Raw genomic sequence first — 500 nt, 5'->3', positions numbered from 1 at the left:
GAGTTTACTACCTTTGATGTTCCCTCCTAAACTTTTCCCAAGTGTTAGGAAGGTAAAGAACAGGCAGCGAGGGATCCCGGTTTTGTCGGCGGCAACCTCTGCTGCAGACTTCATCTTTGGCCCTTGGGACTTTGGCCTATGCAAACTTCGCTAGATCGCACCTCCACCCGCTCTGGCATTCGCTTACTGTTGTTTGCTCAGGGTCGAGCCAATATCGAGGAACTGGCGGAGCAATTGCGTCGGCACATCCAGGGGCTGCCCGGCCAGTATCCTGCCCATCTGAAGGTGGTACCGCTGGAGGAGCACCCCTACCTAGCAGAGCACTACAAGTTAGTGGTGACGCCAGCCTTGGTGAAAGCGGAGCCTCTGCCGGCTCAGGTCTTGGCAGGCGAAGATCTGGCGACGGAGTTGGAAGTGTGGTGGCCCCTCTGGCAGGGTCAGGCGGCTTTGGTTTCCCACCAGGAAGAGGCGGGTCAAGATCCTGCTCCTCCCCCAACCAC

The 500-nt window shown here is 57.8% G+C and carries 1 protein-coding gene; it reads left to right on the top strand.

The window, feature by feature from the left end; genetic code table 11:
• Positions 1 to 138: 138 nt before the first annotated feature.
• A partial coding sequence (locus tag NW858_RS13530; protein WP_414520697.1) for a circadian clock KaiB family protein occupies positions 139 to 500 on the top strand: 362 nt, incomplete at its 3' end.

Origin of the sequence: Synechococcus sp. H55.10, from assembly GCF_047502715.1 — a bacterium.
Classification (GTDB): Bacteria; Cyanobacteriota; Cyanobacteriia; order Thermostichales; family Thermostichaceae; genus Thermostichus.
This window is presented reverse-complemented; position numbering and strand designations above follow the sequence as displayed.